This window comes from Bradyrhizobium australiense (assembly GCF_013114825.1).
Lineage (GTDB): Bacteria > Pseudomonadota > Alphaproteobacteria > Rhizobiales > Xanthobacteraceae > Bradyrhizobium > Bradyrhizobium australiense.
In genome coordinates, this window is record NZ_JAAVLX010000003.1 from 411,674 (window position 1) to 437,372 (window position 25,699).

At 62.6% G+C, this 25,699-nt stretch carries 25 protein-coding genes; 16 read left to right on the top strand and 9 right to left on the bottom strand.

The window, feature by feature from the left end; genetic code table 11:
• The first annotated feature begins 8 nt into the window (after positions 1-8).
• From HCN58_RS09060 to HCN58_RS09085, 6 genes are all read left to right on the top strand, one after another.
• Positions 9-749, top strand: coding sequence for an ABC transporter ATP-binding protein (locus tag HCN58_RS09060; RefSeq protein WP_171579013.1), 741 nt, complete (start codon positions 9-11; stop codon positions 747-749).
• A complete protein-coding gene (locus HCN58_RS09065; protein WP_171579014.1) occupies positions 746-2,617 on the top strand; it encodes a bifunctional sugar phosphate isomerase/epimerase/4-hydroxyphenylpyruvate dioxygenase family protein in 1,872 nt (623 codons plus the stop codon). The genes HCN58_RS09060 and HCN58_RS09065 overlap by 4 nt, the downstream gene beginning before the upstream one ends.
• A 44-nt stretch (positions 2,618-2,661) precedes the next feature.
• Positions 2,662-4,491, top strand: a complete 1,830-nt coding sequence (locus tag HCN58_RS09070) for a tannase/feruloyl esterase family alpha/beta hydrolase (protein ID WP_171579015.1) — start codon at positions 2,662-2,664, stop codon at positions 4,489-4,491.
• Positions 4,492-4,683: 192 nt separating this feature from the next.
• Positions 4,684-5,007, top strand: coding sequence for an ArsR/SmtB family transcription factor (locus HCN58_RS09075; RefSeq protein ID WP_171579016.1), 324 nt, complete (start codon positions 4,684-4,686; stop codon positions 5,005-5,007).
• Between the two features lie 13 nt (positions 5,008-5,020).
• Positions 5,021-5,503 (top strand): SRPBCC domain-containing protein, encoded by a 483-nt coding sequence (locus HCN58_RS09080; protein ID WP_171579017.1) that lies wholly within the window; start codon positions 5,021-5,023, stop codon positions 5,501-5,503.
• 72 nt (positions 5,504-5,575) lie between these two features.
• Positions 5,576-6,043 carry a GyrI-like domain-containing protein gene (locus tag HCN58_RS09085; protein WP_171579018.1) on the top strand — a complete coding sequence of 156 codons (468 nt, stop codon included), beginning with the start codon at positions 5,576-5,578 and terminating at the stop codon, positions 6,041-6,043.
• A gap of 8 nt (positions 6,044-6,051) precedes the next feature.
• On the opposite strand, the gene HCN58_RS09090 is transcribed toward HCN58_RS09085, so the two are convergent.
• Genes HCN58_RS09090 through HCN58_RS09100 form a run of 3 tightly spaced genes read right to left on the bottom strand, consistent with a single transcriptional unit; the run spans position 6,052 to position 9,257 of the window.
• Positions 6,052-7,611, bottom strand: a complete 1,560-nt coding sequence (locus tag HCN58_RS09090; protein WP_171579019.1) for an MDR family MFS transporter — start codon at positions 7,609-7,611, stop codon at positions 6,052-6,054.
• Positions 7,612-7,615: 4 nt separating this feature from the next.
• Positions 7,616-8,785, bottom strand: coding sequence for an HlyD family secretion protein (locus HCN58_RS09095; protein ID WP_171579020.1), 1,170 nt, complete (start codon positions 8,783-8,785; stop codon positions 7,616-7,618).
• Positions 8,778-9,257, bottom strand: coding sequence for a MarR family winged helix-turn-helix transcriptional regulator (locus HCN58_RS09100; protein ID WP_171579021.1), 480 nt, complete (start codon positions 9,255-9,257; stop codon positions 8,778-8,780). The genes HCN58_RS09095 and HCN58_RS09100 overlap by 8 nt, the downstream gene beginning before the upstream one ends.
• 157 nt (positions 9,258-9,414) lie before the next feature.
• On the opposite strand from HCN58_RS09100, the gene HCN58_RS09105 reads away from it, so the two are divergent.
• Both HCN58_RS09105 and HCN58_RS09110 read left to right on the top strand, forming a co-directional pair.
• Entirely contained in the window at positions 9,415-9,900 is a 486-nt protein-coding gene (locus HCN58_RS09105) for a Fur family transcriptional regulator (RefSeq protein WP_171579022.1), read from the top strand.
• Between the two features lie 51 nt (positions 9,901-9,951).
• On the top strand, positions 9,952-10,890 hold the full coding sequence (locus HCN58_RS09110) for a DMT family transporter (RefSeq protein ID WP_235983508.1): 939 nt from the start codon (positions 9,952-9,954) through the stop codon (positions 10,888-10,890).
• A 134-nt stretch (positions 10,891-11,024) separates the two neighbouring features.
• Here the strand turns inward: HCN58_RS09110 and HCN58_RS09115 are convergent, their stop codons facing one another.
• Positions 11,025-11,900 carry a sulfurtransferase gene (locus HCN58_RS09115; protein WP_171579023.1) on the bottom strand — a complete coding sequence of 292 codons (876 nt, stop codon included), beginning with the start codon at positions 11,898-11,900 and terminating at the stop codon, positions 11,025-11,027.
• A gap of 265 nt (positions 11,901-12,165) precedes the next feature.
• Here HCN58_RS09115 and ispG point away from each other — a divergent pair, with 265 nt between their 5' ends.
• The 4 genes from ispG (at position 12,166) to HCN58_RS09135 (ending at position 17,077) form a co-directional block, all read left to right on the top strand.
• Positions 12,166-13,449, top strand: a complete 1,284-nt coding sequence (ispG, locus tag HCN58_RS09120; protein ID WP_171579024.1) for a flavodoxin-dependent (E)-4-hydroxy-3-methylbut-2-enyl-diphosphate synthase — start codon at positions 12,166-12,168, stop codon at positions 13,447-13,449.
• A 225-nt stretch (positions 13,450-13,674) separates the two neighbouring features.
• Positions 13,675-14,568, top strand: coding sequence for a TauD/TfdA dioxygenase family protein (locus tag HCN58_RS09125; protein WP_171579025.1), 894 nt, complete (start codon positions 13,675-13,677; stop codon positions 14,566-14,568).
• Positions 14,569-14,876: 308 nt separating this feature from the next.
• Positions 14,877-16,217 carry a Rieske 2Fe-2S domain-containing protein gene (locus tag HCN58_RS09130; protein WP_171579026.1) on the top strand — a complete coding sequence of 447 codons (1,341 nt, stop codon included), beginning with the start codon at positions 14,877-14,879 and terminating at the stop codon, positions 16,215-16,217.
• 116 nt (positions 16,218-16,333) lie between these two features.
• Positions 16,334-17,077 carry an N-acetylmuramoyl-L-alanine amidase family protein gene (locus HCN58_RS09135; protein WP_311966790.1) on the top strand — a complete coding sequence of 248 codons (744 nt, stop codon included), beginning with the start codon at positions 16,334-16,336 and terminating at the stop codon, positions 17,075-17,077.
• A gap of 40 nt (positions 17,078-17,117) precedes the next feature.
• Here the strand turns inward: HCN58_RS09135 and HCN58_RS09140 are convergent, their stop codons facing one another.
• Both HCN58_RS09140 and HCN58_RS09145 read right to left on the bottom strand, forming a co-directional pair.
• Positions 17,118-18,725: a Na+/H+ antiporter gene (locus HCN58_RS09140; RefSeq protein WP_171579028.1), complete on the bottom strand. Its 1,608-nt coding sequence runs from the start codon at positions 18,723-18,725 to the stop codon at positions 17,118-17,120.
• A 401-nt stretch (positions 18,726-19,126) separates the two neighbouring features.
• Positions 19,127-19,501 (bottom strand): nuclear transport factor 2 family protein, encoded by a 375-nt coding sequence (locus HCN58_RS09145; RefSeq protein WP_171579029.1) that lies wholly within the window; start codon positions 19,499-19,501, stop codon positions 19,127-19,129.
• Between the two features lie 317 nt (positions 19,502-19,818).
• On the opposite strand from HCN58_RS09145, the gene HCN58_RS09150 reads away from it, so the two are divergent.
• Positions 19,819-21,567 (top strand): caspase family protein, encoded by a 1,749-nt coding sequence (locus HCN58_RS09150; protein ID WP_171579530.1) that lies wholly within the window; start codon positions 19,819-19,821, stop codon positions 21,565-21,567.
• Positions 21,568-21,621: 54 nt separating this feature from the next.
• Here the strand turns inward: HCN58_RS09150 and HCN58_RS09155 are convergent, their stop codons facing one another.
• Together HCN58_RS09155 and HCN58_RS09160 are read right to left on the bottom strand one after the other, a co-directional pair.
• Positions 21,622-22,302 carry a DUF1345 domain-containing protein gene (locus HCN58_RS09155; protein WP_171579030.1) on the bottom strand — a complete coding sequence of 227 codons (681 nt, stop codon included), beginning with the start codon at positions 22,300-22,302 and terminating at the stop codon, positions 21,622-21,624.
• 17 nt (positions 22,303-22,319) lie between these two features.
• On the bottom strand, positions 22,320-23,240 hold the full coding sequence (locus tag HCN58_RS09160) for a polyprenyl synthetase family protein (RefSeq protein ID WP_171579031.1): 921 nt from the start codon (positions 23,238-23,240) through the stop codon (positions 22,320-22,322).
• Between the two features lie 176 nt (positions 23,241-23,416).
• Here HCN58_RS09160 and mtgA point away from each other — a divergent pair, with 176 nt between their 5' ends.
• The 3 genes from mtgA (at position 23,417) to HCN58_RS09175 (ending at position 25,267) form a co-directional block, all read left to right on the top strand.
• Entirely contained in the window at positions 23,417-24,094 is a 678-nt protein-coding gene (mtgA, locus tag HCN58_RS09165) for a monofunctional biosynthetic peptidoglycan transglycosylase (RefSeq protein WP_171579032.1), read from the top strand.
• A 153-nt stretch (positions 24,095-24,247) separates the two neighbouring features.
• Positions 24,248-24,430, top strand: coding sequence for a 50S ribosomal protein L32 (rpmF, locus tag HCN58_RS09170; RefSeq protein WP_028347701.1), 183 nt, complete (start codon positions 24,248-24,250; stop codon positions 24,428-24,430).
• A gap of 135 nt (positions 24,431-24,565) precedes the next feature.
• On the top strand, positions 24,566-25,267 hold the full coding sequence (locus tag HCN58_RS09175; RefSeq protein WP_171579033.1) for a hypothetical protein: 702 nt from the start codon (positions 24,566-24,568) through the stop codon (positions 25,265-25,267).
• A gap of 1 nt (position 25,268) precedes the next feature.
• On the opposite strand, the gene HCN58_RS09180 is transcribed toward HCN58_RS09175, so the two are convergent.
• The gene (locus tag HCN58_RS09180) at positions 25,269-25,556 is read right to left on the bottom strand and encodes a hypothetical protein (protein ID WP_235983509.1); all 288 of its coding nucleotides are present in this window, start codon (positions 25,554-25,556) and stop codon (positions 25,269-25,271) included.
• Positions 25,557-25,699 lie beyond the last annotated feature (143 nt).

A 25,699-nucleotide genomic window follows, 5' to 3' on the forward strand; every position in this document is an offset into this window, starting at 1 on the left:
ACCAGCCCATGAGCGACCCCATCCTGGATGTTCAAGGTCTCGTCGGCGGCTACGGCAAGATGACGATCCTCAACGGCACCAGTTTTTCGGTGCCGGCGGGGTCGATCACGACCGTGATTGGTCCGAACGGCGCCGGCAAATCCACGGTGTTCAAGGCGATCTTCGGTCTGCTCAAATTGCGTGAAGGCAGGATCGTGTTCAAAGGGCGCGACGTCACCGGACTGAGCCAGCGCGAATTGCTGACGTCAGGCATCTGCTACGTGCCGCAGGGCCGCAACATTTTTCCCGAGCTGTCGGTGCGCGACAATATCCAACTCGGCGCCGTCGTCGCGGGGCGCGACATTGCCGATCTGCCCGAGCGAATCGAATCGGCGCTCGACAAGTTTCCGGTGCTGCGCAGGAAGGCGACTCAGCAGGCGTCCACACTATCGGGCGGCGAGCAGAAGCAGCTCGAAATCGTCCGCGGCCTCCTGCTCAACCCGCAACTGGTACTGATCGACGAGCCCTCGATCGGGCTTTCGCCGCTGATGGTGCAGCAGACCTTCAACATCTTGAGGGAACTGCGCGACCGCGGCGTATCGGTCCTGATGATCGAGCAGAACGCGCGCTCGGCGCTGGAGATTTCCGATTACGGCATCGTGCTCGAACTCGGCCAGACTCGCCTTGTCGACAAGGCGGACCGAGTGCTGAACGATCCCCGCATCGGGCAATTGTTCCTGGGCGGCGCCATGACGGAAACTGCGGCATGAACAAGCGCTCGATCGCTACCGTTTCGCTCAGTGGCGCGCTCGACGAAAAGCTGCGCGCGATCGCCGCTGCTGGATTCGATGCTGTCGAGATCTTCGAGAACGATCTGCTGTCGTTCAGCGGCAGTCCGCGGGACGTCGGGCAGATGTGCCGGGATCTCGGGCTCTCGATCTGCGCCTTCCAGCCGTTCCGTGACTTCGAGGGCATGCCGGAGCCGCAGCGTGCCCGGAATTTCGCGCGCGCCGAGCGCAAGTTCGACCTGATGCAGGAATTGCAGACCGACTTGATGCTGATCTGCAGCAATATTTCACCGGTCTCGCTCGGCGGCATCGACCGCGCGGCCGCCGATTTCCGCGAACTGGGTGAGCGCGCCGCCGCGCGCGGCTTGCGTGTCGGCTATGAGGCGCTGGCCTGGGGGCTTCACGTCAACGATTATCGCGACGCCTGGGAGATCGTGCGGCGCGCCGACCACAAGTCGATCGGTATCATCCTCGACAGTTTTCACGCGCTGGCGCCTTCGTTTCCGACGCTGCCGATTCAATCAATCCCCGCCGACAAGATTTTTCTGGTGCAATTGGCCGACGCGCCGAAGCTCGGCCTCGACGTCTTGTCCTGGAGCCGGCATTTCCGCTGCTTCCCGGGGCAAGGCGATCTGCCGGTGGCCCGCTTCGTGGAAGCCGTGCTAGTGACCGGCTATTCGGGCCCGCTGTCGCTGGAAATTTTCAACGACCAGTTCCGCGCCGGCTCCGCGGTGCGCACCGCGACCGACGGGCTGCGCTCGCTCATCCTGCTCGAGGATGAAGTCCACCGTGCGGCGTCGGGCGCTCCGGCGATGGCGTTGCCGCCGAAGGCGCGCAGCCGCGGCGTCGGCTTCATCGAATTTGCCGTCAGCGAAGACAAGGCTAACGGGCTTGCGGCGCTGTTCGGTCAGCTCGGCTTTCGCAAGACGGGCGCGCATCGCAGCAAGGATGTCGAGCGCTGGTCGCAGGGCCATATCGATCTTGTGATCAATTGCGAGCCGGACGGCTTTGCGCATTCGCACTTTGTCGCGCACGGCCCCGGCGTCTGCGCCTTCGCCGTTGACGTGGATGATGCTGGCAGCACCATGGCACGCGCGGAAGCCTTGAAGGCGCGGACCTTCTACCAGCCGGTCGGGCCGGGTGAACTGGAAATTCCGGCAATCCGGGGCGTCGGAGGCAGTCTGCTGTATTTCCTGGAGCAAGCCGGCAAAAACTGGGAGCTCGATTTCGAGCCGCTGCGCAGCGACGCCACCGGCGATCAGCTGGACGCCCTCGACCACATCTCGCAGTCGATGCCCTACGATGAGATGCTGTCGTGGCTGTTGTTCTATACCGGCATTCTCGATCTGAAGCGCCTGCCGCAGTTCGAGATCGCCGATCCGGTCGGCCTGGTGCAGAGCCAGGCGCTGATCAACGGCAACGAAAACCTGCGGGTGGTTCTGAACGGTTCATCGGCGACGCGCACGCTGTCGGCCCGTTTCATCCACGAATTCTTCGGCTCCGGCGTCCAGCACGTCGCATTCTCCTGCCGCGATATTTTTGCTGCCGTGGCCGACATGCGCGCACGCGGCGCGGACTTCCTGAAGATTCCCGACAATTACTACGACGACATCGAAGCCAAATACGGCCTCGACACCGCGACCATGGTCGCGCTCCGCGACAACCAGATCCTCTACGACCGGGAAGGCGAGGGCGAGTTCTTCCAGGTCTATACCCACGCGTTCGACGAACGCTTCTTCTTCGAAATTGTCGAGCGCCGCAACTATCACGGCTTCGGCGCCGCCAACGCCGCGATCAGGCTCGCGGCGCAGACCCGTGAGTCGCGGCCGCTGACGATCCCCAAGGCATGACACTTCGGAATGGACAACAAGAAGACTGAAGGGGGAGCGAGACGATGTCGATCACGAAAGGGCAGGCCTTTGGCGCGGCATTTCTGCTTGCAGCGTGCGGCCATCTAACGCCGGCGCTCGCCGATCCGCTTCCCTGCGATGAAGGCATCAAGATGGCCTTTCGTCCGGACGCCGACACGTCGGTGGTCGCGGTTCGGCTGGTGAAGAAGGGCGAGGAGCTGAAAGCGCCTGACGCGCCGCAGCCGGTGACGGCGGCGGCCGATCTGTGCCTTGTCAAATTGCTGGTCGGCCCCGGCGCCACGGCGGAAACGGACAAGAGCGCGCGCTCCTATGCCGAAGGCATCGGCATCGAGGTCTGGTTGCCGACGCCTGCCAACTGGAACGAACGAATCCGCAATTACGGTGGCGGCGGATGGGTCGGTGGCGGTCATCGCTATCCGGACAAGATCGGCAGCAAGGTGCCGGCGATCGTCAACGCCAATATCGGATATGCATCGGGCACCACGGATGCGGGCCAGCCTTGGTATCAGGACGGCTCGTTCGCGTTTCTGTCCAACGGCAAGATCAACGTGGAATCGCTTCGCGACTTCTCGGTGCGGGCAATGGTGGAACAGGCCGTCAAGACCAGGGCACTGGTCAACCTCTACTACGGCAAGACGCCGAAATACGCCTACTATGACGGCCATTCGCAGGGTGGCCGGCAGGGTATGAAGCTCGTGCAGGAATACCCTGAACTGTACGACGGCTACATGATCGCGCAGCCGGCGCTGAACATCGCGAAATTCGGAGCGGCGGGATTGTATCCCCAGATCGTAATGAAGACCGAGCTCGGCTTCACGTCGGCGAACAGGATCGAAGCCGCAGCCTTTGCCACCAAGGTCGCCGCCGCCAACAAGCGCGCCGTAGCCGCCTGCGACAAGGCGGGCCTCGGTTTCCTGCTCGACCCCTTTGCCTGCGACTACAATCCCGCGTGTGACGCTGAGACATTATGCGCGGGCGAGGCTGGAGAGGGCGTCACCGGCAGCAACCCCGACGCCGCGACTTGCATGAACCTCAAGGAGGCGAATGCGCTGAACCGGATTTGGTACGGAGCCACCAGCGACGGAAGTTTTGATGTTGCCCAGAGCGCCGACGCGCGATCCGGCAAATCGCTCGGCAAGAACCAGCTCTGGTGGACGTTCACCAAGAGCACTGCCATCGGCACCCTGATCACCAGCGCCTCCTCATACGGCGTCGCCTTGGCGCTTCAGGACGTCAGCTACGCGCCAGATGCCAGCACGTCCTCAGGCGAACCGATCACGAACGGCTCGACGAATGTGCGGAACAAGTGGATGGAGCTGGATTATGCCGGGCTTGCCGATGCCATGAACAAGGGCGTGGCGTTACAGCCGACGCTGTTCAGTGACCTCATCGCCGACAAAGCGGACCTTGGCAAGCTGCGCGATCTCGGCCGCAAGGTCATCGTCTATAGCGGCTTGGTCGACGACGCGATCCCGCCGGCCGGCAACATCAATTATCATGAGCGCGTGGTGGCGGCGATGGGTGGGCACGCCGAGGTGCAGAAGTTCATGCGGATGTATCTGTTGCCGGGCTCGGCGCACTCATCGCAAGGCCGGGCCTACACCGTCGACGGCAAGAACGACAGTGTGCCGTTACCAAGGCTTCCGGGTAACGCCAACCAGATGCCGACGCGCGAGCAGGATCAGTTCTTCACCGCACTGGTGGATTGGGTCGAGAAGGGAACGGCGCCGGGCGAAATCACGCTGACATCGCGCGACAACAGCGTCAGCTATCCCGTCTGCGTCTATCCGCTGCGGACGACGTGGAACGGCAATGGGAATGCAAAGCAGGCTTCGAGCTTCGGCTGCCGCTGATTCGCGGGCTCCTCGGGGGCTAAGTCACCTCGCTGTCTCAGACCGCATCCGCTGCCACCGCGGCCCACAATAGACTGTGAAGCCAAGGTTGGCCGGGAATGGCCTTTGCCGGAAAAAGAGCTGCAAAATCGGGTTGATTATCTACGGCCGGTTATATAACAATATCGTTATATAAATCGCTTGAGATGTAAAATGCCAAACCTCGATGCTGCGTTCTCCGCATTAGCCGATCCGACTCGCCGTGCGATCCTGGCGCGTCTCGCGCTGGGCGAAGCCACAGTCATGGAACTGGCCAAGCCGTTCGAGATAACGCAGCCCGCCATTTCCCGCCACCTCAAGGTGCTCGAGGGCGCGGGGCTCATTGTTCGTCGCGTCGAGGGCACGAAGCGGCCGTGCCGGCTGGCGCCGAAGGCCGTCGCCGAGATCGATCAATGGCTTGGAATGCTGCGGCAGACGCTCACCGCAAATTACAACCGGTTGGACGACGTGCTGGCCGAAATGAAAACCAAAGAGTGAAAGGCCCAATCCCATGAGCAAGTTGACGCTTAAGACCGAAGGCGACACGCACGTCGTTGTTGTCAGGCACTTCGCCGCCACGCCCGAGGCCGTGTTTCGTGCGCATACTGAGCCGGCGCTAATCCAGAAGTGGCTGCTCGGTCCGGAAGGCTGGACGATGCCGGTCTGCATCAACGAGGCGCGGCCGGGCGGCAAGATCCGGTACGAATGGAGTAACGGCCAAGGAGGAGGCTTTCACATCACCGGTGAATTCATCGAGGTGGTGCCCTTCAGCCGGCTTGTACATGTCGAACGGATGCATCTGCCGGACCCGACACCTGATAATCATGTCGAAACCAACTTCGCGCCGGACGGAGCCGGCACGTTGATGACCATGCGGATGACCCTGCCCGATGCCGCAGCGCGGGCTGCCATGCTGTCGAGCGGCATGGAGCAGGGAATGGAAGCGAGCTACGTCCGGCTCGAGAGCTTCATCAATTCGTTCCCTCGCGCCTAGCTGTCGACGAATCGGTGCGCCAGCGCCAGCGAGCAGCGCTGTTCACCCCACAACATTCCAATGGAGACTCACGTGATCGAACCGCTTCGCGTCATCAAAACCACGCCGCAGCTCACTGCATTGATTCCGATCAGCGTGCCGCGCGAAGACGTTCGCAAGGTAATGGGACCAGGGCTTGCCGAATTGAAGGTCGGGGTCGCCGCACAGAACGTCGCAGTCGTCGGGCCATGGTTCACACACCATATCCGCAATCCCGGCGAAGTCTTCGACTTCGAAATAAGCCTGCCGGTTGCGACGCCTGTCGCGCCGGCAAATCGCATGAAGCCGGGGCAATGGCCTGCCATGAGCATCGTGCAAACCACCTATCATGGCGGCTACGAAGGTCTTGGCAGCGCCTGGGGCGAATTCATCGGCATCATCAAGACCGCGGGACACAGAGCTGCCGACGGCCTTTATGAGTGCTATGCGGTAGGTCCCGACATGAGCGCTGACCCCTCTGCGTGGCGGACGGTGCTCAGCAAGGAATTGCTGGCGTCCTAGCCTAGGTCTTACTCGATCACAGCATGATCCGGCGCGGCCGATTGGGCGCGCAGCGTGGCCTTGGTCGAGCCGATCATGATGGCGAGCGGGATCGCGCAGGCGGTGAAAATCATCACCATCTGATAGTCATGCGAAAACGCGATGATCTGCGCTTGCACCTTGACCATCATATCGGCCATGGCGCGGCCCTTATCGGTGGCGAGATCGATCATGCCGCGCACCGCGGGCATCTGCAGAGCGTGATTGAAGGGATTGATATGCTCCGAGAGGACTGCATAGGTGTAGCGCGAGCCTTGCGTCAGTTGCGCGATCACGAGCGAGATCCCGATCGAGCTGGCGACATTGCGCATCAAGGTGAGCATCGAAGTGCCGTCGGTGCGCAGATGATTGGGCAGCGTCAGGAATGCCACCGTGGAAAGCGGCACGAACACCAGGCCGAAGCCAAAGCCCTGCACCACGCTGATGATCACGATCTCGGTGACGCCGGTCTGGTCGGTCCAGCCGGTCATGTAGAACAGCGACAGGCAGGTGATGCCGAGGCCAGCGACGATCAGCGTCCGTGCCTCGATATGGCGCATCATGCGGCCGACCAGCATCATCGCCACGAACGTGCCGCAGCCGCGGCTCGCCAATAAAAGCCCGGCGGTGATGATGGGATAGCCGATCACGTTTTGCAGGAACGGCGATGAAAGGGCCATGGTCGAGAACAGCACCAGGCCCATCACGGCCATGAACACGCAGCCGCCGACGAAATTCTTGTCCTTGAACAGCGCGAACTGGATGAACGGACGCGATGTGGTCAGCGAATGCGCCAGGAAATAATAGAAGCCGATGGCGGATATGATGAACTCGGCAATGATTTCGCTGGATTCCAGCCAGCCGAGCTGCTCGCCGCGGTCGAGCGCGAGTTGCAGCGCGCCGATGGCGATTGCGAGTGCGGTGAAGCCGAACCAGTCGAACCGCAGCTCAAGGTCCTTCTTGGTCTCGTCCATGAAGATCACGAGACCGAGCACGGTGATGATGCCGAACGGCAGGTTGACGAAGAACACCCAGTGCCAGGAATAGGTTTCCGTCAGCCAGGCGCCGAGCGACGGGCCCATGATCGGTCCCATCATCACGCCCATGCCCCAGATCGCCATCGCCTTGGCGCGTTCCTGCAGCGTGTAGGAGTCGAGCATCACCGCCTGGGACAGTGGCACCAGCGCGGCGCCGAACACGCCCTGCAGCAGACGGAAAAACACCATCTGGCCGATGTCCTGCGCCAGCCCGCACAGCACGGAAGCGATGGTGAAGCCGGCCGAGCAGATGATGAAAATGCGCTTGCGGCCGAAACGGTTGGCGATCCAGCCGACCGGCGCCGTCATGATCGCGGCAGCGACGATATAGGACGTCAGCACCCAGTTGATCTGGTCCTGCGACGCCGACAGCGTGCCCTGCATGTAGGGCAGCGCGACGTTGGCAATCGTCGTATCCAGCGCCTGCATGATGGTCGCCGTCATGGCGCAGATTGTCACCATGTTCCGGCGCAGGCCGGGAACGGATGCCGATGATGGGCCCGGCGTCGTCATGGCGCTAATCGTGGTCCTGGTTGGCCGCCGCCGGCGACAGGCCAAGCAGGGCAGACAGCGAGCGGCGATGGTTGGTGTCGATCGTGGCGTAGACGCTCATGCCGGCCTTCAGCTTGCGGACGAACTTGTCGTTCTTGTCGAAATAGATCCGCACCGGGACGCGCTGCACCACCTTGACGAAATTGCCCGACGCGTTCTGCGGCGGCAGGATCGCGAACTGCGCGCCGGTGCCGGGCGAGAGCGAGCCGACCGTGCCCTTGAACGGGTGATTGGGGAACGCGTCAACCTCGAGCGTGACGGACTGGCCGACCGCGACATAGGTGAAATCGGATTCCTTCGGATTGGCGTCGACCCAAGGGTTCGCGGTGTCGATAACGCTGAATACCGGCGTGCCGGCCGTGACGAAGCGGCCGAGCTGAATCTGTTCGACCTGCGTTGCGATGCCGGCCATCGGCGCGCGCATCACGGTGTGGTCGAGATTGCGCTGGGCCTGGTCGAGCGCCGCCTTGGCCTGGGCGTAGGGCGGGAATTCCTCGAGCGGCAGATCGGGATTGCCGAGCAGTTGGGCCTTTGCGGTCGCGATCTTCTGCTGCAGCAGTTGATACTGCGCGCTCGCGGTCACGAGGGCGGTCGAAGCATTGTCGAGGTCGAGCTGCGAGCCGAAATTGTTCTTCACCAGCGCCGACTTGCGCTCGACATCACGTCGCTTCAGGTCCATGCCCTGCTGCGAAAGCTCGCTCATCTGGCCGTAGATCTTGAGGTCCGCAATCAGGTTGTCGTAGGTGACCTTGGCTTGCGCGAGGTTGGCCTTGGCTTGTGCGAGCGCCAAGCGGAACGGCACCGGATCGATTTCGAACAGCACGTCGCCTGGATTGACCTGCTGGCCCTCTTTCACCACGACCTTCTCGATCTTGCCTGAGATGTCGGGCGTGATCAGAACCTTCTGCGCGCCGACATAGGCGTCGTCGGTGGTCACATAGCGGCCGCCGTTGAGATAGAACGTCACGCCGGCGACCAACGCGACCAGCGGCAATACCACCAGCAGCAGGAAACGGCGGTACCGGCGCATACCGGCCATCAGCCGGCGGCGCGGCTCGGCCGCGAGTTTCGGCCGTGACGGCGTCGCGGGAGCGCCCTTCTGCTCGGGCGGGAATTTGAGCACGGGATCAGCCATAGCGTTGCTCCTTTCTGGGAGGTTCGCCGGCCGGATTCTGGATCGCGTTGCGAACGTTTTCCTTGATTAGATCGAGTTGGTCGAGAAGGCGGTGGGCATCAGTGGGATTGATGCCGTCGAGCGCGGTCGCCGTCAGTTCGGAGCGTAGCCCGGCCAGCTTGCCGAGCAGCGGCCGCGCGGCCTTGCGCAGATAGAGCCGGTTGACGCGGCGGTCATTCTCGTCGCCGCGGCGTTCAATCCAGCCATTGTCGCAGAGCTTGTCGATCAGCCGCGTCAACGTGATCGGCTGCATCTCCATCTGTTCGGCAAGTTCCGACTGCTTGAGGCCTTCGGTGCGCTCAACCTTGGCCAGCACCGCCCATTGCGCGCGGGTGATACCATAACGCGCCGCCTGCCGGTCGGCATAGGCGCGCACCATCCGCTGCACCTCGCCGAGCGTAAACAGAAAATTCATGTCCACGGTACCGCGCATTGCCCTTCGCCTCCCATAAGCTTGGGATATAATAAGCTTGCTTATGATTTCTGGATGGCGCGTTAACGGCGGTCTGACCCGCTTCCAGCACATGGCTGGGAACTAACAGGTGACCGGGCTTTGGGATTGGCCGCCGAAATGCTAGAAAATATCCGACATGAGCCTGGCAAAGCCGACCTTTCCTGCCCCTGACCACGATCACGGCCGCTGCACTGCGGAAGCGATCGCGCATGCCGAACAGGTCTGCGCGAAACGGGCGCAGAAATTCACCCCGATTCGGCGCCAGGTGCTGCAGGCGCTGCTTTCGAGCCACCGTCCGCTCGGCGCCTATGAGGTGATCGACGAACTCGCCAAATCGATGCCGCGGCCGGCGCCGATCACGGTCTACCGCGCGCTCGATTTCCTGATGGAAAACGGGCTCGTCCACCGCATCGAGAGCCGCAATGCGTTCCTCGCCTGCGCGCATGACCATGACGAGACCTCCATGGTGGCGTTCCTGATCTGCGAGCTCTGTGGCTCTGTCGGCGAAATTCCCGCAGCCCCCGTGGCGCAAAGCCTCAACGCGGCGGCGCGCGCATCGGGATTTGCGCCAAAACTCTCCGTTGTCGAGATCGCCGGCATCTGCGCGCATTGCCAGAAATAACGCATTGCCAGAAATAACGAGAACACGGCGCCAGGCCGGCCACGAGGATCGATGTCGTCCAAGCCAGTAGAACCTTTTGCCGGGCGTGCGCTCACCCCGGGCGCCATCGCCTTGATGCTGATGTTGTGCCTGAGCTGGGGTTTCAACCAGATTGCGGTGAAGCTAACGCTGCCCGACGTGCCGCCGATGCTGCAGGCCTTGATCCGCTCGGCCGGCGCGTTGCCGGTCATGCTCTTTGCCGGCTGGCTGCGCGGCGTAAAATTCTTCGAGCGTGACGGATCGCTCCGCCCCGGCCTGCTGGCGGGCACGTTGTTCGGCATAGAATTCGTGCTGATATTCACCGGGCTGGTGTTCACATCGGCGTCGCGCGCCGCGGTGTTCCTGTACACCGCGCCGTTCTTCGTCGCGCTCGGCTCCTATCAGTTTCTTGGCGAGCGCCTGAGCATGATGCAATGGGGTGGACTGGGCCTGAGCTTTGCCGGTGTCGCGCTGGCGATCGGCGTGCCGCAGGCGAATGTCGATGCAAAAGTGTTGCTTGGCGACCTGCTGGTGGTCGGCGGCGGCGCGCTGTGGGGCGCAACCACGCTGATTGCCAAGGGCACGAAACTTCGTAACGCCGCGCCGGAGAAGGCGCTGGGCTATCAGGTGGCCGTATCGATCCCGATTCTGGGCTGTGCATCCCTGCTGTTTGGCGAGAATATCGCCCACATGCCGAGCGCATTGTCGATCTCGCTCCTGGCCTATCAGGCGATCTGGGTCGTGGGCTGCACTTTCGTGCTGTGGTTCGCGCTGGTAAAGACCTATTCGGCAAGCAAGCTGTCGTCGTTCACCTTCGTCACGCCATTGTTCGGCGTCGTCGCCGCCTATTTCATCCTGCACGACACGCTGACGATTGCCTTCGGCGTTGCAGCGCTGCTGGTCATCGCGGGGCTTTATCTCGTCAACAAGCCGGATCCGAAGGTGGTACCGGATCCGAACGTGCCGGCGTGAGGGCCGCGACTCCCGTCATTGCAAGGAGCGACAGCGACGAAGCAATCCATCTCTCCTCAGGCGCGGATGGATGGATTGCTTCGCTCGCTCGCAATGACGTGGAGAGAACGTGCACCACATTGCGGGTCTGCGATCTATCCCGTCTCGATCGGCAACGACGCATCCTTCGCCCATTCGCCCATCGAGCCGTCGTAAAGCGTGAGGTTGTCGTAGCCGAGCCGGTGCAGCAGGAACAGGTCGATGGTCGCCGAGATGCCGCCGCCGCCGTAGGCGACCACGCGCTTGTCTTTTGTGATGCCCTGCGCCTTGAAGTTGGCTTCGGCCTCCGCAAGCGGCACGAAGGCCTTGGTCTTGGGATCGACCAGCGTCGCGGCGGAGACATTGCAACTGCCGGGAACGCGGCCGGGCCGGCCGTAGCGGCTGGGCTCGAGACCCTTGTGAAACTGCGGGCCGAGCGCGTTGACGACGACGGTATTGCGTTCGGCGGTGGCGGCGAGCGTCTCGTGCTTGTCGACGAAAAATCCGTCCCTCGGCTTCGCCGTGAAGGTCGCCGGCGGATATCCCTTCGCGGGGCCGGTTTCGAGCGGGCGGCCTTCGAGCTTCCATTTGTCGAGACCGCCGTCGAGCACCGAAACGTTCTCGAAGCCCAGCGATTTGAGCATCCACCAGAACCGTGTCGCCCACATCGGCGTGCCGATGCTGTACAGCGCGACCCGGCTTTCGTTGGATACGCCGTGACGGCCGAACGCCCGCTCGAGATGAGCAACGTCCGGCATCATGAAGCGAAGCTCGGTATTGGGATCGCAGAACTCGCCTTGCAGATCGAGAAAATCTGCACCGGGAATATGCCCGGCCTCGAATGTGTGCCGTCCGGGAACGGTGAGATAGGGCTGGCTGCTGCCTTCGGGCGCGGGTTCGAGATAGGTGGTGCAGTCGAACAGCCGCAGGTCGGCCTGACCCAGAATATCTGCGAGTTCCGCCGTAGCGATGAGCTCGTTACACCCCGACATTGTTGGCTCTCCCGTTATTCTACCGATGCTAGGGCCCGCATCGGGCCATGAAAAGGCGGCTGGGAAGTGCGCTCGCTCTTTCAATTCGGCGATTCCTGTCCAATATAGCGGTTAACGGAAGACGAGGTTTTTTGCCCTGCTTTTGGTCGCTACGTCTGACCTAAGCCATTGAATCTGCAAAATAAAAATCCGAAACGTGACGAGGCGCACACTGCCTTCGTCGCCCCCTTGGTACATGTCATCAAAACCTGATATTCGAGGCCCCATGAACAAGCCCGAAATAATCCCGCAAGACGACGTCGCCGGCCCCAAGGCCAGGCATAAAACCACCCAGGTCATGGTCGGCAATGTTGCCGTCGGCGGGGGTGCGCCGATCGTCGTGCAGTCGATGACCAACACCGACACCGCCGATGTCGAAGGCACGATCGCGCAGGTCGCGGCGCTGTCGCGCGCCGGCTCGGAAATGGTGCGCATCACCGTCGATCGCGAGGAGGCGGCTGCCGCCGTTCCGCATATCCGCGATGGCCTGCGCAAGCGCGGCATCACCACGCCATTGATCGGCGATTTCCACTATATCGGACACAAGCTGCTCGCCGAATATCCGGCCTGCGCCGAGGCGCTCGACAAATACCGCATCAATCCCGGTAATGTCGGCTTCAAGAACAAGCGCGACACGCAATTCGCCGACATCATCGAGATCGCCAACAAGAACAACAAGCCGGTCCGCATCGGCGCCAACTGGGGCTCGCTCGACCAGGAGCTGCTGACCAAGCTGATGGACGAGAACACGGCTTCGCCCAATCCGCGCGACGCGCGCGCGGTGACACGCGAGGCCATGGTGCAGTCGGCGCTGCTGTCGGCCGCCCGCGCACAAGAGCTCGGCATGCCCAAGAATCGCATGATCCTGTCGGCCAAAGTCTCCGCCGTGCAGGACCTGATCGCGGTCTATCAGGAACTGGCGCGCCGCTCGGATTACGCGATCCATCTCGGCCTCACCGAAGCCGGCATGGGCTCGAAGGGCATCGTGGCTTCATCTGCTGCGCTCGGCATCCTCTTGCAGGATGGCATCGGCGATACCATCCGCATTTCGCTCACTCCCGAGCCCGGCGGCGACCGCACGCTGGAAGTGCAGGTCGCGCAGGAATTGCTGCAGACCATGGGCTTCCGCACTTTTGTGCCGCTGGTCGCGGCATGTCCGGGCTGCGGCCGCACCACCTCGACCACCTTCCAGGAACTGGCGCGCTCGATCCAGGACTTCATCCGCGACGAGATGCCGAACTGGAAGACGCAATATCCCGGTGTCGAGCAGCTCAACGTCGCGGTGATGGGCTGCATCGTCAACGGCCCCGGCGAATCCAAGCACGCCAATATCGGCATCTCCCTGCCCGGCACCGGCGAAGCGCCGGCCGCGCCCGTGTTTGTCGACGGCAAGAAGTTCCGCACCCTGCGCGGCCCGACGATTGCGGCAGATTTCAAGGCGCTGGTGATCGATTATATCGACCAGCGCTATGGCGCAGGTGCCAAGACGCCGGTTACCGCGGCGGAGTAATATTTCTCCGGTCGTCCCCGCGAAAGCGGGGACCCATAACCACCGGATTTTGTGGTTATGGCGGGCTGTCATCTCAAGTCTTCGCAAAATTAGAGCCGGTGGTTATGGGTCCCGGATCGCACTCGCTGCGCTCGCTTGTCCGGGACGACGGATAAATTCCGCGCATTGCGCTTCGCGCCATCCGGGCTACGATGATCCCAATCAAGAACGATTGGGAGAACGCCCATGTCTTCGTTGTCCGGCAAGCAGGGTCCGCGTTATCGGCACGTCGCCGGCGAAGCCGAGCCTTACGAGACCATCGCGGTCGAGAAGCTGACGCCGATCATCGGCGCGGAAATCTCCGGCGTCGATATCGGCAAAATCGTCTCGGACGATGCCCGCTCCAATCGCCAGATGGACGAAATCCATCGCGCGCTCGCCGAAAACCTCGTCATCTTCTTTCGCGACCAGCACATCACCCCGCAACAGCATCTGGCCTTCGGCCGCAAGTTCGGCGAATTGCACGTGCATCCGGCGGCGCCCAACGAGGGCGATCCCGCGCTGATGAAGATCTATGCCGATAAGGATTCACCGCGCGCCAATGGCGAAGGATGGCACAGCGACGTCTCCTGCGATCTCGAGCCGCCGATGGGGTCCATCCTCTACATCAAGCAATGTCCCCCGCGCGGCGGCGATACGCTGTTCGCCAATATGTACGCCGCCTATGAGGCGCTGTCGGATCGGATGAAGGCCTATCTCGACGGGCTGACTGCATTGCATGATGGCGAGCAGACCTATCGCGGGCTCTACACCAATTACGGCGTTGCCGACCGGGTAGAATATCCACGCGCCGAACACCCCGTGGTGCGCACGCATCCCGTCACGGGCAAGAAGGCGCTCTACGTCAATCGCGGCTTCACCCGTCACATCATTGGCATCCCTCGCGACGAGAGCGACGCCATGCTGGCCTATCTCTACCAGCACGCGGAGAACCCGCTGTTCCAGTGCCGCTTCCGCTGGACGGAAAACGCCGTCGCCTTCTGGGACAACCGCTGCGCCCAACATCGAGCGATGTGGGACTACTGGCCGCATACGCGGTCAGGCACGCGGGTGACGGTGAAGGGCGAACGGCCGGTGTAATTTCGTAGGGCGGATGAGCGAAGCGTAATCCGCCGTCTTCGCGCAAAGGCATAGAGTTACGCTGCGCCAACTTTGCTGCGTCATAAGCCCCTCATGGTGAGGAGCGCGAAGCGCGTCTCGAACCATGAGGCCCTCTCTACAGCCTGCATCCTTCGAGACGCCCGCTCTGCGGGCTCCTCAGGGATGAGGGGTTTGCGCAGCTATGACGCAGTAGAACTAATCCGCCCAACGATGTTGTATCCGCGTTGACGCATGGCGGCGCCTGCGCCAAGCTCCGTTAAAAGCAAAACAAGATCCGGAGGACGCCGATGCTCCGCGCCGAAGACAACAGATTCCTCACCGAGAGCGGTCCTGGCACGGGAATGGGCGAATTGCTGCGCCGGTTCTGGATTCCCGTGTTGCTTTCCGAAGAACTGCCGGAAGCCGACGGTCCCCCAAGAAAGATCGTAGTCATGGGCGAGGAGCTGCTCGCTTTTCGTGACACCCGCGGCATCGTTGGGGTCATCGATCAGTACTGCCCGCATCGCGGCGCCAATCTCTGGCTGGGGCGCAACGAGGAATGCGGCATTCGCTGCGTCTATCACGGCTGGAAGTTCGATACCGACGGCCGCTGCGTCGACATGCCGACCTCCTATCCCGACCTCAACGCAAAAGACCTCATTCGTATCAAGTCGTATCCGGTGCGCGAATGGGGCGACATGATCTGGGCCTATATGGGTCCGGCGGATCAGGTCCCCGAGCTGCCTGCGCTGGAAATGGCGCTGGTGCCGCCCTCGCACCGCTACGTCTCGAAGAAATGGCAGGACTGCAACTGGGTGCAGGCGCTGGAAGGCTCGATCGACACCGCGCATTTCACCTTTGCGCATCTCTCCTTTGAAAAGGAAGAAAACGAAATACTCGACATCAAGAAGCATTTCGTGAATCCGCTGACGCGCGTGGCCACCGACCACATGAGATGGATCGCCGAGGACCCGCGCCCGGTAATTAAGATCAATCCGCATGAGGCCGGCCTGACGGTCGCCGGCGGACGGCTCACCGGCAGCGACAATATCTACTGGCGTATCGCCCAGTTCCTGATGCCGGTTCACGCCTATGCGCCGAGTTCCATGCCGGGCGAGAATATCTTCGGCCAGAGTTTCATTCCGGTGAACGATACGAGCTGCTGGATCTTCACCTATGCCTGGAATCCGGAACGCCCGCTGACACAGGCGGAGCGCGATGGCTACGACCGCGGCAACGGCGTGATGTCGGAGGTCGACGAGAATTATATTCCGCTGCGAAACAAATCGAACGACTATCTGATCGATCGCAAGCTGCAGAAGACCAACAGCTACACCGGCATCAAGGGTGTATCCGAGCAGGACGCGGCCGTGCAGGACAGCCAGGGCCCGATCGCCGACCGCACGCGCGAACATCTCGGCCCGACCGACCTCGGCATCATGCATTTCCGGAAGCTCGTGATGGATGCCGCCCGGGCGCTGCAGAAGGGCGAGGCGCCGCCGCACCTGAAGCATCAGGACCGCTACGCCGTGCGCTCCGGCGCCTGCGTCACCAGCAAGGCCAAGGATCTCACCGCTGTCATGATCGAGCGGTTCGGCGATGCGGCCGGCTATGTTGGCGGTCCCGGCAGGAACGCGGCGGCGGAGTAGGGGATCTGTCTACAAGGGGCACACGCGTCGCGTCTGGTTCTGGCTTGTGGCCCCGAAGTCGCACCATTGTCGCGGTGATCCTCGCATCATCGCTGGCGTGGATAGATCTCTGCAGCGTGGCGTGGCCGCGAGAAGCCGCCAAGGTGGCGCAGAAGTCGCGCGTTCCCAGGAAAGGCACCGTGGGCTGCGATCGGTCCAAATTCCGGATCGTCCTGGATGTCGGACATACCGCCGAAGCGCCCGGCGCGATGAGTGCGCGCAATGTCCGGGAGTTCGACTTCAATCTGGGGCTGGCGAAACGAATCGAGGAGAAATTGAAGGCTGACGGCTTTGCGGAAACCAGCCTGCTGGTGACGGAAGGCAAGGCAAAGCCGAGCCTGTTCAAGCGGGCAACTGCCGTCAATGATTCAAGCGCCAAACTCGTCCTGTCGATTCACCATGACGCCGTGCCCGAATCATTTCTGGAGGAGTGGGAGTTTGAGGGCAGGAAGAGCCACTTCAGCGACAGATTCAGCGGCTATTCGATTTTTGTGTCCCGTGAAAACCGGAAATTTGTGTCCAGTCTGAATTTTGCCCGGCTGCTCGGTCTCAAAATGAAGAAGCAGGGTCTGCAATTTGCGCGTCAATACTCGCAGCCGTTCATGGGCCGATACCGGCGAAAACTCCTCGACAAGAATGCAGGCATCTATCAGTTCGACCATCTCGTCGTGCTGCAACGTGCCCGAATGGCGGCCGTTCTGTTCGAAGCCGGTTCGATCATCAACCGGGACGAAGAGCTGGCGATGAGCTCGCCGGAGCGCCAGGATATGATCAGCGCGGCCGTGACCGAGGCTATGCAGGAATTTTGCAAGTTGCGCTAACGCGCTCGACGATGAGGGCCGCGCCCGCGCCTTGAGATGACTACAACGCGATCTTCCGATACTCCCGGTTGCTCAAACTTGCTTCCTCCAGGTCGAGGTCGCGCTCAATCCGCCGCCGTGTTTCGTCGGTGATCTTGCCGTCGCGGAGCAGGACGTGAATGAATTTTCGCTCGGTCGCAATCAATTCCCGCGTCAGCTCGGCGCCGGCAGCCGTGATGTCATGCGCGTCGGGTTCAAGTGAACTGGGTAGCTGGCTGGTGCGTATTTCGTGCCGTGCACGCAACAGTTTGACGACTTCGTCGGAGAGTTCGCGGTCGTCGGTGATGGCGTCGAGCGACTTCAGCGCGGCATCGAGCGCTTCGCGCCGCGCCGCGATCTCGGCTTCATGCTCGGCCAGATGCTCGGTGCGGCCATCTCTGGTGACGCCCAGCCATCGGGCCACCGGCGGCAATCCGAGCCCCAATCCCACCAGCGTGATGAAGATGACGCCGAAGGCGACGAACAGGATCATGTCGCGGTAGGGAAACGCTTCGCCGCCAGGCAGCGCGAAGGGCAGGGCCAGCGCGGCGGCCAGCGACACCGCGCCGCGCACGCCGGTGAAGGCCACTATAAAGACGGCCTGCCACGATGGCGACGGATCGCGTTGCCGGGTTCGCTTGCTGAGCAGCCGCGGCAGATAGGTTGCCGGGTAGACCCAGGCAAAGCGCGCGACGATGACGATGACGGCGACCAGCGCGGTTGCGAGCAGGATGTCCTGCAGCGGAAACGCCTTCGATTTCTCGAATAATAGCCGCATCTGGAATCCCGTCAGCAGGAACAATAGTCCCTCGACCAGGTAGATCACGAGGTCCCAGAAGAAGATGCCCTGCAGGCGTGTCGCCGATGAAATCAACAGCGGTCCATTCCAGCTTATATAGAGCCCGCAGGCCACGGTCGCGATCACGCCGGAGCCGCCGAGATGCTCGGGGATCCAGAAGGCGAGGTAGGGGGTGATCAGCGACAGCGTGATCTCGACCTGCGGATCCCGCGCGCGATGGCGTGCGCGCAAGGAGAGCCAGCCCACCGCCACACCGAACAGGATCTCGCCGACCACGATGACGGCGAAGGTGCCGGTGGCCTTCGGCAGCGAGAACAGGCCGGTCGAAATCGCCGCCACCGCGAACCGATAGAGGATCAGCGCGGTGGCGTCGTTGGCCAGTCCCTCGCCCTCGAGCACGACGAGAATGCGGCGCGGCATGCCGAGCTTGCGGGCAATCGCCAGCGGCGCCACCACGTCCGGCGGCGCGACGATCGCCCCCAGCAGGAAGCCGACACCCCACGGCAGCCCGATCAGATAGTGTGTCGCGGTCGCGACCGCGAAGGCGGTGAAGATCACGCAGCCGACCGACAGCAGGATGATCGGACGCAGATTGGATTTGAATTCGCGCCAGCTCATGGCGACGCTCGCCGAATAGATCAGCGGCGGCAGGAATACGAGCAGCACGAGTTCAGGCGGCAATTCCACCGTCGGCATGCCCGGAACGAAGGCGAGCGCGATACCGGCGAGCAGCAGCAGGATGGCCGGCGCGACGTTGATCCGTCGCGCCAGCAACGCGGTCCCCGCCAGCACGGCGAGCAGGATCAAAAAGATCTGAAATTTAGCTTCCATGATCGCCCCCATTCGCAGGGAAAAACCGCGAGGTCAATGCGCAACGCGTGCTCACGGATGAAGGGCGACGTGGTTTCAAATCACCCCTGCAAAATTTGTGAGGGCGCATCAGAACCCGCCCGATCATTACCAGCACGGAGCCGGCTTCGGCAGGCGAAGTGGACGGGAGCATTGAGGTGACGCAAATTGGTCGGCATGCCGATTGTGATCGGCGCCAGTATGGGCGATCTTCCTGGCCGTCCGCGCTGTCGGGGCGCCACAACGCGAAACTGGCGATCGCTTTTATCGAGGTCGCCGACCCGGCTGACGCTATCGGTCGTCGTGATTTGGGTGATCCGGGGCGACCGCGGTCCCCGCAGTGGTGGCTCAGAACAGCGCCGGCGGGCGCGCAAGCCTGAGGGTTACTCGCGCAGATCGTAGCGATAGGATTTCGAGACGATCTTCCAGCCGTCGCGCAGCTTCATCGCCACCAGATAGTCAGTAAAATAGCGCGGCGGCAATTGGCAGCGTACCTTGATGAAGGCGGTCTGATCATCCGAGCGGTCGATGGTAACAATGAAATCCTCGCGCGGCTTGCCTTCGGCCTTGGCGGAGGGCCGCTTGCGCACTCGGTCGAGCCAGTCCGGCACAGTCAGCACCTGCAACTCGCCCTTCTCCAGCCAGCGCAAATCGGCGCTTGCATCGAAGATCGCGCCGAGCTTGTCGGCATCGCCCTCGTAGAGGCCATCGAAATAGTTCTGCACCACGGCTTCGACGGTCGATCGGTCTGGATTCACGGCTTTCCTCCCGGGCAAAACAGAAACATCCGAGGTGAATTTAGCCATGGACCGGCTGATCGCGCTATTGAGAAAAGGCACACGCTCGCATCATTGCCTAAGAATGCGTTTGCCCCCTGGGGCTGTGTTGGGAACCCCGGGGCTGAGGCGGCATCGGCGGCGCCGAACCTGTGGGCCTGTTCGCCTGACTAAGGATACAGCGAGAGTGCCAAGTCACATCGGCGTGGTTCGTGACCTAACTCACAAAGCGGTGGTCAGGCTTCTGATAGGCAGACCGGTGTGGTAAAAAAGTACGAGGCTCCGGAGCAGTCATGACGATGTCTGGATCGCTAAAATTGTGCCGATGGGCACTTGCAGCCGCCGCCGTCCTGCTGGCGAGCGAGCCGGCCTTTGCCGAGAAGCGCGTGGCGCTGATCCTCGGCAATTCCGCCTACCAGAACGTCGCACCGCTCACCAATCCGGTTAACGACAGTTCCAAAATCGCGGCGACGCTGAAGGACGCCGGCTTCGATGTCGTCGATTCCCGCCGCGACTTGCCGGCGGCCGAGACCCGCCGCGCGCTGCGCGACTTCGCCGACCGCGCGCGGGATGCCGATATCGCGGTGGTCTATTACGCCGGCCACGGCATCGAAGTTGACGGCGCGAATTATCTGATTCCTGTCGATGCGCGGCTGGAACGCGATACCGACATCTATGATGAAGGCCTCTCGCTCGACCGCATCCTGATTGCGATCGAACCGGCCAAGAAATTGCGGCTCGTGATTCTCGATGCGTGTCGCGACAATCCGTTTGCCCGAACCATGAAGCGTACCGTCGCGTCGCGCGCGATCGGGCAAGGCCTGGCCAAGGTCGAGCCGACCAGCCCGAACGTCCTGATCGCCTATTCGGCCAAGGCCGGTTCGACTGCGGCCGACGGTGACGGCCAGAACAGCCCGTTCACGGCGGCGCTATCGCATCATCTGACCAGGCCCGGGCTCGACGTGCGCCGCGCGTTCGGCTTTGTCCGCGACGAGGTGCTCAAGACCACCAATAATCGGCAGGAACCTTTTGTGTATGGTTCGCTCGGCGGCGAAGACGTGCCGCTGGTGCCGGCACCGCGCGCGGCGCCTGCTGCGGTGGCTGCAGCGACGCCCGCTCTGAGCGCGCAGGCCGAAGCCCGCCGCGATTACGAACTTGCGCTGCAGATCGGCAACAAGAGCGCGCTCAACGCCTTCCTCGCGCAATATCCCGACGGCTTCTATTCGAGTCTCGCAAAACTTCAGCTCGACAAAATCGCGGCCGAAGAGGCGCGTGTCGCGGCGACCGAGAAGGCGCGGCTGGCCGAGCAGGAACGGGCGCGGCTCGCCGCCGAAGGCGCCCAGAAGTCGCAACAGGCAAAGGCCGAGGCGGAAGCCAAGGCCGCCGAGCAGGCGCGCATCGCAGCCGAAAAGGCCAAGCAGGTGGCGCAGGACCAGGCGGCCGCAGCCGAACAGAAGCGCGTCGCCGCCGAAAGCGCCGCTGCCGACAAGGATAAGCCTGTGAATCTGGCGGCCCTCACGCCCGCAACGCAGCAGCCTGATGTTGCCAAGTCAGTCCAGGCCGAGCTGCGCCGCGTCGGCTGCCTGACCGGCAATGCCGACGGCAACTGGAATAGCGCATCGCAGCGCTCGTTGAGCCTGTTCAACCGCTATGCCGGAACCAAGCTCGACACCAAGGTCGCCAGCGTCGATACGCTCGATACCCTCAAGTTGAAGTCGTCGCGGGTGTGCCCGCTGGTGTGCGAGCACGGCTTCAAGGCCGAGGGCGAGCGCTGCACCAAGATCACCTGTGCCGAGGGCTCGTCCCTCAACGACGACAATGAATGCGAGAAGCGCAACGCCAGGAAGCCGGTCGCGAGGCGCGACAGGCCGGAAGCAAGGCGGGTTCCGGAAGCAAGGCAAGGTCGGGAACCAAAGCAAGTTATCGTAACGCGTTCTCATGGACCGACTGGTCCAGGGCTGTCATCGACAGGCCGTCCGCTCACCGGCCTCGAACGCCAGCAGGGCTGCAATGGCTACCAGGCCATCATGTCGGGCGTGTGCCCGTAACGGCGGCCGGTATTAGATCAAGCCCACATTGGCGACGGCGGGGCCAATAGCTTTTCAAATCGCGCTCGCCGCGATGTTCACCATCAGCGCCAGCAAGGCCGTGTTGAACACGAAGGAAATGATGCCGTGCACAGTGGCGGTGCGGCGGATGACTTTGTCGGTGATGCCGACGTCGGAGACCTGCGCGGTCATGCCGATCACGAACGAGAAGTAGACGAAATCCCAATAGTCCGGCTCGGCATGCGCCTCACCGCTCGGAAACTGCAAGCCGCCGGGTTTGCTGCCGCGGTAGAATTCGTGGGCGTAGTGAAGCGCAAAGGCGGTATGCACCAGCGCCCATGAAAAAGCGATCGTCACCGTCGCCAGCATCAGCCCGGCCCGATTGCCTTTCGAGACGCCGAGCTCGAGCAGGATTGCGCCAAGGCTCGCGAGGGCGCCGAACGCGGTCACTAACAGGATCAGGAAACGCCCGTCATCCTGCAGCACCGCGCTGCGCCTGATGTGACCGACGCCGCAGCGCAGCATCATGATGTAGGCAAATACGAGATATAGCGCGGCAAATACGTCCCAGCCGACAACAAGCCGCGTCGGCAGCCGCAGCGTGCCGGGTAGCAGCAGGAACGCGACCATGCCGACCGCGAGTGCGATGAAGGTGCGCGGCCTTCCGTAGACCACACGGACCGGCAGCGGCAGGTTCCGGAACCGAATAAGGTGAGCTTCGAATTCCTTGCTCATCCGTTACCTTAAATGCGCTAGTTCTTGCGCTCCGCGACGAAGCGCGCCGCCGCGCGAAGCACGTCGCCCTTAGCTCCGAAGATCGACAACGCCGAATCGGCGCGCGCCAAGAGATCGCGCACGCGCTGCTTGGCGCCGTCGATGCCGAGCTGGGTAACGAAGGTGGTCTTGCCGAGCGCCGCATCCTGTCCGGTCTGCTTGCCGAGCGCCACCGCGTCGCCCTCGACATCGAGCAAATCGTCGGCAATCTGGAAGGCTTCGCCGAGCGCGCGGCCGTAATCGTCGAGCGCCTGGTATTCCTTTTGCGTGGACTGGCCGAGGATCGCGCCGGCGATGCAGCCATAGCGCAATAGCGCGCCGGTCTTCATCTGCTGCAGCCGCGCCACGTCGACCGGTTCCCGATCGCCGAACCGCCCTTCGCCGGCGAGGTCGAGGATCTGGCCGCCGACCATGCCACCGACGCCGGAGGCGCGCGCCAGCGCCCGCGTCAGGAGCAGGCGCACATTGGCGTCCTCGTGGATCTCGTCGCGGGTGACAATGTCGAACGCCAGCGTCAATAGCCCGTCGCCGGCAAGGATCGCGGTGGCATCGTCGGTCTTCTTGTGCAGCGTCGGCCGGCCGCGGCGCAAATCGCTGTTATCCATTGCCGGCAAATCGTCATGGATCAGGGAATAGCAATGGATGCATTCGAGCGCCGCGCCGACCAGAAGGGCAGCCTCGCGCGGGACACCGAACACGGCGGAACTTTCCACCACCAGAAAGGGCCGGAGCCGCTTTCCGCCGTTAAGGCTGGAATAGCGCATCGCCTCCATCAGCCGCTTCGGCCGCGCGATCTCGTCGGGCAGCAGCGTATCGGACAACAGCTTTGCCAGCAGCGCTTCGGTATCCTCCGCGGTCTGGTCCAGTCGTTTGGCAAAATCGGCAGTGGCGGTCGTCATTAAGAATAGCTCCAGATCAATTTGGCCCGGACAATCGTTGATGGCAGGGGCTTCGTCAATTCCATGACGCAGGTCACAAAACCGCTGGAAAACTCTCGAAATATCATGGAGATGTCACTTGGGTGGGGCCTGTTCACCGGTCCCGGACGGCTTGGGCTGAACCGGAAGCATCCAATTTGCGCGTTGTCCGAATTCTAGTGCTGATCCTGTTGGCAGTGCTGTTGCTGCCCTATCTGGTGACGCCGTTCTACCGCACCGGGCATCCGATCTCGGCGCTGATGGCGTGGCGATGGCTCAAGGGCGCGCCGGTGTCGCGCCAATGGATCGATTTCAATGCGATTTCGCCCTACCTGCCGCGCTCGGTGGTCGGCTCCGAGGACGCCAAATTCTGCAGCCATCGCGGGGTGGATTGGGGGGCATTGCAGGATGCCATCGACGATGCCGAGGACGGTGAGCCCGCCCGCGGCGGATCGACGATTACCCAGCAGGTGGCGAAGAACCTGTTCCTGTGGCCGGGCCGCAGCGTGGTCCGCAAGGCGCTGGAACTGCCACTCGCAATGTGGATCGACCTGGTGCTGCCCAAGCAGCGCATCCTGGAAATCTACCTCAACATCGCCGAACTAGGCCCGTCCGGGCAGTTCGGAGCCGAGGCCGGATCAATGTACGCGTTCGGCCATTCGGCCGCGACGCTTTCCGCGCGTGAGGCGGCCTTGCTGGCGGCGATCTTGCCCAATCCGGTGCGACGGATCGCCCGCAATCCCGGCCCCGGGGTGCGCCGTCTGGCCGCCACCTACATGGCGCGGGCCAATGCCGCGGCGCTGCAGCGCTGCTGGAGCGAGAATCGCGCTCTTTGAGCCAATTTTCGGCCGTTTTTACCGCGGCGTGCCCTAGCTTTACGCCAGCCCATCCTCTATAAGCGCGGCCTTATCGGCATCGCAGCCCGTGCGCAAAGCGCTGGGCGGTCTGGTTTCGGACGGATGCCTCCGACAACACCCTAGAGGACCGTTATGGCCGTTCCCAGAAGAAAAACATCGCCCTCGCGGCGTGGCATGCGCCGCTCGGCGGATGCGCTGAAGAAGCCGACCTACGCCGAGGACAAGGATTCCGGCGAGCTGCGCCGTCCGCACCACCTCGACCTGAAGACCGGCATGTACAAAGGCCGGCAGGTGCTGAAAAAGAAGGAATCCTGATCCGGATAGGGGATAAGGCGCCGCTTCCAGCGGCGTCTGCCCGAATTTGGCCAACGAGTGAGCCAACGGTTCCACAAGGCGAAGCGATGCTTTGCCGGGGGACATTTCCGGTTTTGCTAGCAAGGCGCGATACCCATGGTTGGTTTTCCGCTGCTTCTGATTCCGCTCGCGATCTACAACATCATCGTCTTCCTGATGCCGGAGGTATCATTCACCGATCCGCTGGTGAAGCTGACGCTGATGTCGGGTGCGGAATGGACGGTGACGCTGAGCGACGTGCTGCTCACGCTCGGCATCTTGCTGCTGCTGGCCGAGGTCATCAAAGGCGCGCGTCCCGGCGCGAAATATCTCACCGACCATCTGCTGTCGCTGATCGTGTTCGGCGCGGCGGCGGCTGAATTCGTGCTGTGGCCGAAGTTCGGCACCTCGACCTATTTCCTGATGACGGCGCTGTCGCTGGTGGATTTCGTCTCCGGCCTCGCATTGCGGACGCGACGCCGTGCCGTTCCGGCGGCGGCGCCTCCGTCAAAAAGCGCCGAAAAAGTTGAGGTACCGGCAGCAGCCGAGCCCCAATTCGAGCCCGCGACAGCACCGGCACCCTCGCCCGCTGCGCCATCGGTCTCGCCGGCAGCCTCTGTTGCCGAAGCCGTGTTGAAGGATCACCCCGAACCGAAACCGGTGCAGCCCGCCGCCGCGCCTGAGGCGGCCTCGCCCGCAGCGCCGTCATCGGGAGTGCCTGCACCAGAAGCCGCTTCGCCTGAAATACCGTCGCCGGGATTGCAGCCGGGCTCAGGCTCTCCGCCACCGCCGGATAAGCCTGATACGCCTCAGCGCTGATCTAGATGATTTGCCGTGTCCGGAAGCCGGTTTTGCAACGCCGGATTTGACTGGCGCCATAGGCTGTTTGCGCATCCGCCAGCGAGGCCCGCCTCAGGCCGCGGGTTTGCGGTGTCTGATCGGCGGTCGCGATCAACTGCGCGAGGAAGGTCGGATCGGGTCGCGGCGTCGCCGCTCGCCGTGACCAGTGCAGGGACTGGGTCACCGGCACCAGCTCGACGCAGGCCGGCTCGTCGAGGTTGACGAACTCGCCGTCCAAAATTTCCTCTGATCGATCAATATCCAGCATCGCGCACCGTAGCCGGCTAAACTGTCACGTTTCGGGACGAAACGCCCCACCGCGATCTGACCTCGCAAGGCCTATGCCGCTCCCTTCCGGTTCGTTCCCGGCTGGCGCGGAAAGTCTGTGAAACATGGTTTCCGGATTATTTA

Coding starts and splice junctions, on each gene's coding strand:
- HCN58_RS09060 (WP_171579013.1), top strand. CDS start 9: ATGAGCGACCCCATCCTGGATGTTCAAGGTCTCGTCGGCGGCTACGGC.
- HCN58_RS09065 (WP_171579014.1), top strand. CDS start 746: ATGAACAAGCGCTCGATCGCTACCGTTTCGCTCAGTGGCGCGCTCGAC.
- HCN58_RS09070 (WP_171579015.1), top strand. CDS start 2,662: ATGTCGATCACGAAAGGGCAGGCCTTTGGCGCGGCATTTCTGCTTGCA.
- HCN58_RS09075 (WP_171579016.1), top strand. CDS start 4,684: ATGCCAAACCTCGATGCTGCGTTCTCCGCATTAGCCGATCCGACTCGC.
- HCN58_RS09080 (WP_171579017.1), top strand. CDS start 5,021: ATGAGCAAGTTGACGCTTAAGACCGAAGGCGACACGCACGTCGTTGTT.
- HCN58_RS09090 (WP_171579019.1), bottom strand. CDS start 7,611: ATGACGACGCCGGGCCCATCATCGGCATCCGTTCCCGGCCTGCGCCGG.
- HCN58_RS09095 (WP_171579020.1), bottom strand. CDS start 8,785: ATGGCTGATCCCGTGCTCAAATTCCCGCCCGAGCAGAAGGGCGCTCCC.
- HCN58_RS09100 (WP_171579021.1), bottom strand. CDS start 9,257: ATGCGCGGTACCGTGGACATGAATTTTCTGTTTACGCTCGGCGAGGTG.
- HCN58_RS09105 (WP_171579022.1), top strand. CDS start 9,415: ATGAGCCTGGCAAAGCCGACCTTTCCTGCCCCTGACCACGATCACGGC.
- HCN58_RS09110 (WP_235983508.1), top strand. CDS start 9,952: ATGTCGTCCAAGCCAGTAGAACCTTTTGCCGGGCGTGCGCTCACCCCG.
- HCN58_RS09115 (WP_171579023.1), bottom strand. CDS start 11,900: ATGTCGGGGTGTAACGAGCTCATCGCTACGGCGGAACTCGCAGATATT.
- ispG (WP_171579024.1), top strand. CDS start 12,166: ATGAACAAGCCCGAAATAATCCCGCAAGACGACGTCGCCGGCCCCAAG.
- HCN58_RS09125 (WP_171579025.1), top strand. CDS start 13,675: ATGTCTTCGTTGTCCGGCAAGCAGGGTCCGCGTTATCGGCACGTCGCC.
- HCN58_RS09130 (WP_171579026.1), top strand. CDS start 14,877: ATGCTCCGCGCCGAAGACAACAGATTCCTCACCGAGAGCGGTCCTGGC.
- HCN58_RS09140 (WP_171579028.1), bottom strand. CDS start 18,725: ATGGAAGCTAAATTTCAGATCTTTTTGATCCTGCTCGCCGTGCTGGCG.
- HCN58_RS09150 (WP_171579530.1), top strand. CDS start 19,819: ATGTCTGGATCGCTAAAATTGTGCCGATGGGCACTTGCAGCCGCCGCC.
- HCN58_RS09155 (WP_171579030.1), bottom strand. CDS start 22,302: ATGAGCAAGGAATTCGAAGCTCACCTTATTCGGTTCCGGAACCTGCCG.
- HCN58_RS09160 (WP_171579031.1), bottom strand. CDS start 23,240: ATGACGACCGCCACTGCCGATTTTGCCAAACGACTGGACCAGACCGCG.
- rpmF (WP_028347701.1), top strand. CDS start 24,248: ATGGCCGTTCCCAGAAGAAAAACATCGCCCTCGCGGCGTGGCATGCGC.
- HCN58_RS09175 (WP_171579033.1), top strand. CDS start 24,566: ATGGTTGGTTTTCCGCTGCTTCTGATTCCGCTCGCGATCTACAACATC.
- HCN58_RS09180 (WP_235983509.1), bottom strand. CDS start 25,556: ATGCTGGATATTGATCGATCAGAGGAAATTTTGGACGGCGAGTTCGTC.